Source organism: Clostridium sp. UBA4395, from assembly GCF_002390995.1.
GTDB lineage: Bacteria > Bacillota > Clostridia > Clostridiales > Clostridiaceae > Clostridium_J > Clostridium_J sulfidigenes.
On record NZ_DGRF01000035.1, the window covers coordinates 46,892 to 54,373 of the forward strand.

Below are 7,482 nucleotides of genomic sequence, written 5' to 3' on the forward strand. Positions count from 1 at the left end.
ATTCTCACCTCCTCTCTTATGCTATAACTGTTAATTTAACAATTAATTTGTGATTTAAGTTATGCCAGTTTTTATTAATTACATCATAGCCACTCATAAAGCCATATATAAGTACCCTTCCTCCAACTTTGTCTATTTCTTGTACATATGTCCCCATCGAACCTATAACCCCTAATCCACTCGGTACATCATTTGCCATAGCTTCACTTATACTAACAGTTGCATTAATATTTTTTCCTCTAAACTCAGCAGGTAAAGTAACCCACTTTGTAGAATAACCAGTACCACTATAAGATGGGAATAGGACTGTTGTATTATAACTTAAATGGTGATATTCTCTTTTAGAAGTTCCTACTTTATTATAAAATCCACTTGCATCACATCTAGTAATAGAACCATCTGTGTTTTTCCATTCACTATAACTTCCCGTATGAGTAGCAACATCACCACTTCTTCCACCTATGCTAAAAGCTCCGTTGGATAAGTTTATAGATACACTACCATCTATACTAGAAAGTACACCTGTTTTTATTAGATTGGCATTTAAAACACCAGTTGTAATAAAATCTGCTACTATAGCACCATCTGCTGTTATAGCAGTTCCAAATGTACCCTTATATCCATTAGAAGAAAACCCAAGACCTCCGTTATTCCATCTCCACACTTTAGTAGCAGTATTTACATCTTTAGTATCCATAATTAATATTTCATTCGGTCTAACTATTACATAAGAATTTTTTAATCCTGAATTAATCATATTTGTCGCTGATTCTTTAGCTTGTTGTAATATTTCATCGCCATTAGGTATTTTTTCTAATTCTTTAATAATACTTGCTATACTTACACCCTTATTAATTAAGTTAGAATTACTTAGTTCTATTTCAGTAACCATTTGTCTCAATACATCATACTTCTTTTTAATAGCTCTAACAGTTATATTAATATTTAATTTATCCTCTATAACTGTTACTATATCTCCTAGATAACACCTTTCTAATATTGCATAGTCTTTATATTCCTCTGTCTTTTCTAGCTGAACAAAAGAAATCCTATATTGTGCTTGTAATTCATCTATGTGGTTTTCACTAAATTCTTTAATTGCCCTTTTTACTAACTCATTTCTAGCTAACTCTAAAGTTTCAAATATCATTCCTTCTTCATCTTCTCTAGTATTTTCATCTCTAACTTTTACATCTTCATATTTAATTTCCTTTGTTTTAATTTTAGGATAGTTGTTAATTAAAGGGCTATCCCAATATCCAACTGTAGTGATTCCGTTAAAGCCTGTTGGTTTAATGCGGGTAGTAACAGAATCTATATTAGTTTCATATTCAAATCCTATTAAATTCTTTTTACTTCTAACTTGGAATCCTCTATTAGTTCCTATTTTTTTATTTATATTAATCCTATATCCTCTTCTCTGAACTTCACAATTACCCCATCTATTTTCAAAACTTTGGTCGGTGTCATGAAGAGCCTTATATAAATTCATATTCATGTAATAAGCAGTTGAATAGGTAGAAATGTCTGAAAATACTTCTAAATCTCTAGCATACTGTTTACTTGATTTATATTCATTGGAATTTTGAAGCATATAAGATATAGCACCTTGTCCATTTAAATTGGTTGGTCTTACATCTCCTAAGAATATATCTAAAGAATCTGCTATAGTTATCTGACGAGCAAATACGTTTATATCACGTCTATTAGGATTTACCTTTGCAATTCTAAATATTTCATTTCCATAATCCATTCTTACTTTTAATATTGCTTCCTCATGGATATGTTTATAAATTCCATCATCATCTATTAAAAATGTAGCATCTAAAGTATAGTTTCCATTTAAGTCTTCTTCTGTTGTGCAATCTACACAAATATTATCCAAAATAGCTAGTCCATTGGAAGATAGAACTTTACTCTTAGGAGTATTTTTATTAAATATACTTATTAAGATATTTCTGGACATTGTAGCACCTCGCTTTCATTTATAAAAATTGGTTGATGTATAATTTCAACCTCAGTTAATCCATTAGTAGTAATTTTTATTTCATTTATACCTTTGCTGAGCTTAATATATTGCCCTGTAAATTTAGGATATATATTTCTATTTCTATCTACTTTACTTTCTATGTACTGATTTTGACTATTTATATATAAACATTCTTTACTTTCCAAGTTAGCTAAAACCATCTTATTTCCATTAGTTAAATTTTCTATAGTTACACTATTTACATTACTATCCTTTAAATTAACCAAAATTTCTGTATCTAAATAATCGACTGCATTACTTCTATTGTCTATTTTTATAATTCTAGTATCTCTTACCTTGACACCATGAGTACGACTAAGAGAAAAAGCATTATTAACCATTGTAAAGATAACATCTAGTATTCCACTTGATGCATTTTCTTTCCATCTATAACCTTTTCTAAATAAACCTTTATAATGTTTATTTTGGTACTCTAAATCTCGGTCATTTGCATGTCCAAATAACCACCTATTTATAAATTCTACTTCTACACCCACTATAGGTTTAGATATTCCATCTATATCTACTTTTCTAATTTGCAAGGGAACTTCTATATAATTACCTACATTTTCTAATAGTTCACCATCTTTTTTTGCCCTTTTTTCTAGTACAAATGTTGTGTCATATGGAGTAAAAGAGCATCTTTCAGAATCCATCCAATCATATTTAAATTCATTCTCTAATATATATCTCACTTTATATCTTCCTCTCTTCTTTTAAATAAAAAATAAGGTAGAGATAACTTCCCTACCTATACAAATTATCAAATTTTATAGTTGTGTTTGTTATGTTACTAGATACAGTTATATTGTTATTTCCTACATTTAAAGTTGGGAAATTACCTAGCATATCCATTAATTTATTACTACCATCACCATTGGTACAAAGCATCAAATGAGAATTAATGTTTACTTGATTAACTACATTATTAATAGTTAATGTTTCATCATTAATTGTTAATTGAAAATTTCCATTACCGTATAAAGTTATAATAGGATTCACTTCAACAGTGCCTGGATTTTTTACAACAAAATTATTTTCTAAAAATGTTTTTGAATTTGTCATACCAACCATGAATGGCTTTACTATAAAAGTAATTTCAAACTCCCCATACATTTTTAACTCTTTAAATATATCTCCTAGGATAGTTCTTTTCACTTCAAAATATCTATCTTCTCTATCATAATATAACCTATTGTCTTTTATATCACTTAACCATAGTTTAATAGCATCTATCTCTTCCCAAAAATACTCAATATCTATCATTTTCAATTTAAACTTTATTTGTCTATCTATATATTCATTTTTTTTAGTAGTTAATATCTTACCTGTACCTGGTATTAACACCTCTTCAACTTCTTCATTCAAAGAAGGTATGGATGGATATTCACTAACTAATAAATTAAAATCTGTGGCATGGTTTCTATTAAACCTAAAATCATGAGTTGGTGTATCTACACTATACATATCACTTGCTATATTCATTTTATACCTCCTCTCTAATATGATAATCTTGGATTTCTTTGATTATATTTATCAAATTCGTCTTGGTATTTAGCTAATATCCTAGACATCTCTCTACCATCCATTTCATTTATAACAGTTACTTGCAATAAATCTTTAATCATATCTCTTAAACCATCAATTGGCATTACTGCTTCTGGATTATTACCTTGTCCTTTATTAGCATCTCCAAATCCTACTCCGTTAGGCAATATGGTTTTCTTATTAAATATAGCACCGCTAGAGTACCAATCTACATTAAACTTTGGTATTCTAGGAGGTTTCAAGCTAAATTCACCCGTAACTCCAATATGAGGTAGCTTGATGTGTGGAATTTTTATTTCTGGAAGTTTTAAATTAGCAAAGAAATCTTTAACAGCGTTTAACCCTCTGCTAACCTTATCTTTCATATCAGATAATTTACCACCAGTGGTTTTATCCATTGCATTGAATCCTAATTCCCAACCTTTTTTAGCACCTTCCATAGTTGTTCCAATAATACCTTTAATTCCTCCGCCATGCTCTTCAATTTTGGATTTCATCCCACCCCAAGCTTGAGAAGTATTTTCTTTCATACTATTCCAAGTTTGAGATGTCTTTTCTTTAATGTTATTCCATTTCTCACCTAGCCATGCTCCTAGTTGCCCTGCTTTCTCTTTAATAGTGTCCCAATTCTTATATAATAGAACTCCAATGGCTATAACACCTGCAATAACTCCAACAATAGCTAATATAGGTAATACCATAGCACTAAAACTAATACCACAAGCACCTGCAATCGTAGCCAATCCACTCAATAATCCTATTAAAGAAGGTATAAAAGCAACCACTAATCCACCTACTAATATTACCTTTTGCATGGTTGGAGATAAAGAGGTAAACCAAGTAACTAATTGTTGTATCCATTCCACTACTTTAGTTATAGCAGGTAACAATGCCATACCTAAAGTTTCTTTCATATCACCTAAATCGTTTTTTAGTTGTTGCATTTTACCCTCTGGAGTCTTAGCAATTTCTTCATTTAGGTTACCATAGTTAGCTTTTAAAACTTCTGCTATAACTGCCGCTCTTTCTTGCTCCGTACCTGTTTCTATAATTTTCTTTTGGTGTTCATTCATAGTTACACCAACTCTAGTTAAGGCAGTTGCTTGTCCTTGCATAGCTTTACCTACCATATTGGCATATCCCATCATGTCTTCCTGTGTAGCATTTACACCCTTTTGGTTTACTGCAAGGTTATACATTCCATCGGATAAAGTTTTAATAGAGTCACTAGTCAAATTAAAAGTTGCTAATTGGCTCATACCTGCCATACCAACTTCATCTCCAATAACTCCTACCTTTTGCAAATGTGAAGCATATTGTTTTAAACTTTCTACATTTTCCATAGTCGCTTTACCTGTTGCCATTAAGTTATTTTGTAATTTGGTCTCAGCCATTATCTGGACATTAGCACCTTCTACCGCTTCTTTGGCAAAGTTCTTAATAACGTTTAAAGAAAAAGCAGAAGCAATAGTTTTACCTAGTCCGCCCATAACTTTTCCGACTTTTCCACTTTTGCCTTCTAACTTCTCCATAGAGTTTCCAGTTTCATCAACTTGTTTATCTACCTTGGATAATCCATCTAATACTTCTCTTGAATTGAGTTTAATACTACCTTGTAAATCAAATACATCACTCATTTTCTCACCTCCCTTTTTATTAAAATAAAAAAAGAGAGATTATCTAATTAACTAAAGCTAAACTAGATAAAGTCTCTAATGCATTATTTCTTATTTTTTCTTTTTCTACTTGTGATATCTCTATATTATTAGTTTTAGAAACTCCACCAATTTCAGATTTATAATCTATATAAGACATTGTTTTTCCAGTAAATTGCAATAATATATTATCAAGGCAATATCTCATATATAGCCTACTGTCCATATATTCCTGTAATACTTCTTCAATAATATAAATACTTTCATCAATATCCATGTTAGCTACATATGTAAAGCAACCATTTTTTAAAAGAATTGCAACAAGACTAATTCCCATTTCTTCTACTTGGTTGCTTATTTGAAAAAACTTATTATACTTTTACATTTAACAACTTCTTTAATCATTTCGATGGTTTTATCTAGTTCTTGTGTTTCAACTTCTTTTATAGGTTTGTTAAATATCTTACTTAAGCATTTATACACTTCTTTTTCAGCCATTGGTATTTTACTTATAAAATCATATAAAATATCCATTCCTGTTTTAGTTTGTGTTTCATTAATTTTAACTAGAGATTCTTGAATATTATTATTTTCAGCTAATACTTTATTACTAATAGCAGTTTTATCTTCCTCACTAAGATTTAAATATTCTTCTCTACTACCAATTTCTTTAATCATTATCTCTGATACCTTTCTATATTCCTGCTGACTTTGTTGTTCTAATCTAGTAAATTCTACCATAGAACTTACTAAACTATCCTTCATATTTAACTTATTTATAATTCTTATAACCTCAAATGCTTCACTTGTTGTTATTATTAATTCATTATTTTCATTTATCATTTTACTAACTTCCTTTCTAACTTTTAATAATTCTATTAATCTTCTAGTCTTCAAAAATAGAAGACTAAATTAAATCATCAATACAAATAAAGAGATAGATTTTACTCTATCCCTTAAATTACTGCTTTCGGCATATAAACTCTAAATGGTTTTTCGTTGCTATTAAACTTATAACATCCGTTAAATGTCATAGCAGTACTAGCTTCATCATTGTCTTTAGTTTCAAAACTAATACCGTCAGCATTATAAGAATTTAAAATATGTATAATAATTGGGTCAGAACTTCCATGTTTTTGACCTACTATCAACAAGTCTTTATAATCAGCAACCACTATTTTATCAGATGGTTCATATACATCAAACTTGGTAGATGTATTTTCAACCTTCTTTATTAAACTAGCTTCTAATACAGTTTTATTAAAATCAAGTATTTCTGCTTCTGCTTTAACATCCCACTTCATAATTCTTTGTAAACCTACTATCTTTCTTTCTAAAGCTCCACAATGTTCAATATCTCTAATCTCGGGTTTGGCTTCAAATTTTAAAGAACCTTTAGCAAGACCTAATTCTTTATCCTTTATAGTGGTCATTACTGTATCTAATCCAGTAGTTAAGTCAAATGTTCCGTAATACAGAACTGCACTATCAACCAAGATATTCATATCTTTAATATCACTCATTTTCACACGTCCTTTCTAATAATTTAAAATATAAAATTGTAGAACTATATTTTGCTTATCTTCATCTATATAACTAGAATAAAAAGCATTTTGTTTTATAATCCTACAATTTAAAAAATATGTTTTATTTAATTTCCTTTCCATCTCTATTGCTAATCTCTGCATATCTATTTTTTTATTTTTATTACCCACCAATCTTAATTCTAATGTTAAATCATCTCTATAGGTATTGTCTTGGATAGAGTCACCTATCCTTGCAACTATACCTATAGAATTAATAAAATCAAAATCAGATGGTAATTCATCTAAAAATAAATTGTCATATGCAATTAGATTAATTATATTCTCTTGTATAACTTCTAAGTCTACCATTTAAGCACCTCCTACTTTATTTCTTTTAAGTGCTTTTTAAGTATTTCTACAACTTGGTCATTATTTTCCCTTAAAGTATCTCTTAAATAAGATGTGTTTTCAAATTCAACTTTGGCGGCATATATTAAATCACTACCCCAAATAATTTCTGTTTTATCTCCATCTCCTTCTATAGCTGTTCCTATACTCCTCTTTAAGTTACCTGTTTCTCCTACTGGAGTATTAGATTGTATATTAGCTAACTCAGTAATACTAATTTCCTCACTGGCTTCTTTAACTGCATCTTTATATTTATCCATCACCTTTTTTAGATTATTTACTTTCTTCATATTGTCACCTTGTATAATGAACTCAT

At 29.4% G+C, this 7,482-nt stretch carries 9 protein-coding genes; all 9 read right to left on the reverse strand.

What is annotated here, in order from left to right; all coding sequences use genetic code 11:
- Positions 1-16: 16 nt before the first annotated feature.
- Positions 17-1,966 (reverse strand): phage tail spike protein, encoded by a 1,950-nt coding sequence (locus B2694_RS05405; RefSeq protein ID WP_346884875.1) that lies wholly within the window; start codon positions 1,964-1,966, stop codon positions 17-19.
- Positions 1,948-2,724 carry a hypothetical protein gene (locus tag B2694_RS05410; RefSeq protein ID WP_346884876.1) on the reverse strand — a complete coding sequence of 259 codons (777 nt, stop codon included), beginning with the start codon at positions 2,722-2,724 and terminating at the stop codon, positions 1,948-1,950. The genes B2694_RS05405 and B2694_RS05410 overlap by 19 nt, the downstream gene beginning before the upstream one ends.
- Before the next feature lie 52 nt (positions 2,725-2,776).
- Positions 2,777-3,514: a hypothetical protein gene (locus B2694_RS05415; protein ID WP_346884877.1), complete on the reverse strand. Its 738-nt coding sequence runs from the start codon at positions 3,512-3,514 to the stop codon at positions 2,777-2,779.
- 14 nt (positions 3,515-3,528) lie between these two features.
- On the reverse strand, positions 3,529-5,214 hold the full coding sequence (locus tag B2694_RS05420) for a hypothetical protein (protein ID WP_346884878.1): 1,686 nt from the start codon (positions 5,212-5,214) through the stop codon (positions 3,529-3,531).
- A gap of 43 nt (positions 5,215-5,257) precedes the next feature.
- The gene (locus B2694_RS05425; RefSeq protein WP_346884879.1) at positions 5,258-5,569 is read right to left on the reverse strand and encodes a hypothetical protein; all 312 of its coding nucleotides are present in this window, start codon (positions 5,567-5,569) and stop codon (positions 5,258-5,260) included.
- A gap of 17 nt (positions 5,570-5,586) precedes the next feature.
- Positions 5,587-6,129, reverse strand: coding sequence for a hypothetical protein (locus B2694_RS05430; protein ID WP_346884880.1), 543 nt, complete (start codon positions 6,127-6,129; stop codon positions 5,587-5,589).
- Between the two features lie 59 nt (positions 6,130-6,188).
- Positions 6,189-6,755 carry a hypothetical protein gene (locus B2694_RS05435; protein WP_346884881.1) on the reverse strand — a complete coding sequence of 189 codons (567 nt, stop codon included), beginning with the start codon at positions 6,753-6,755 and terminating at the stop codon, positions 6,189-6,191.
- A gap of 15 nt (positions 6,756-6,770) precedes the next feature.
- Entirely contained in the window at positions 6,771-7,127 is a 357-nt protein-coding gene (locus B2694_RS05440) for a hypothetical protein (RefSeq protein WP_346884882.1), read from the reverse strand.
- Positions 7,128-7,138: 11 nt separating this feature from the next.
- Positions 7,139-7,482 (reverse strand): HK97 gp10 family phage protein (locus B2694_RS05445; RefSeq protein WP_346884883.1); only part of this gene is annotated, 344 nt, incomplete at its 5' end.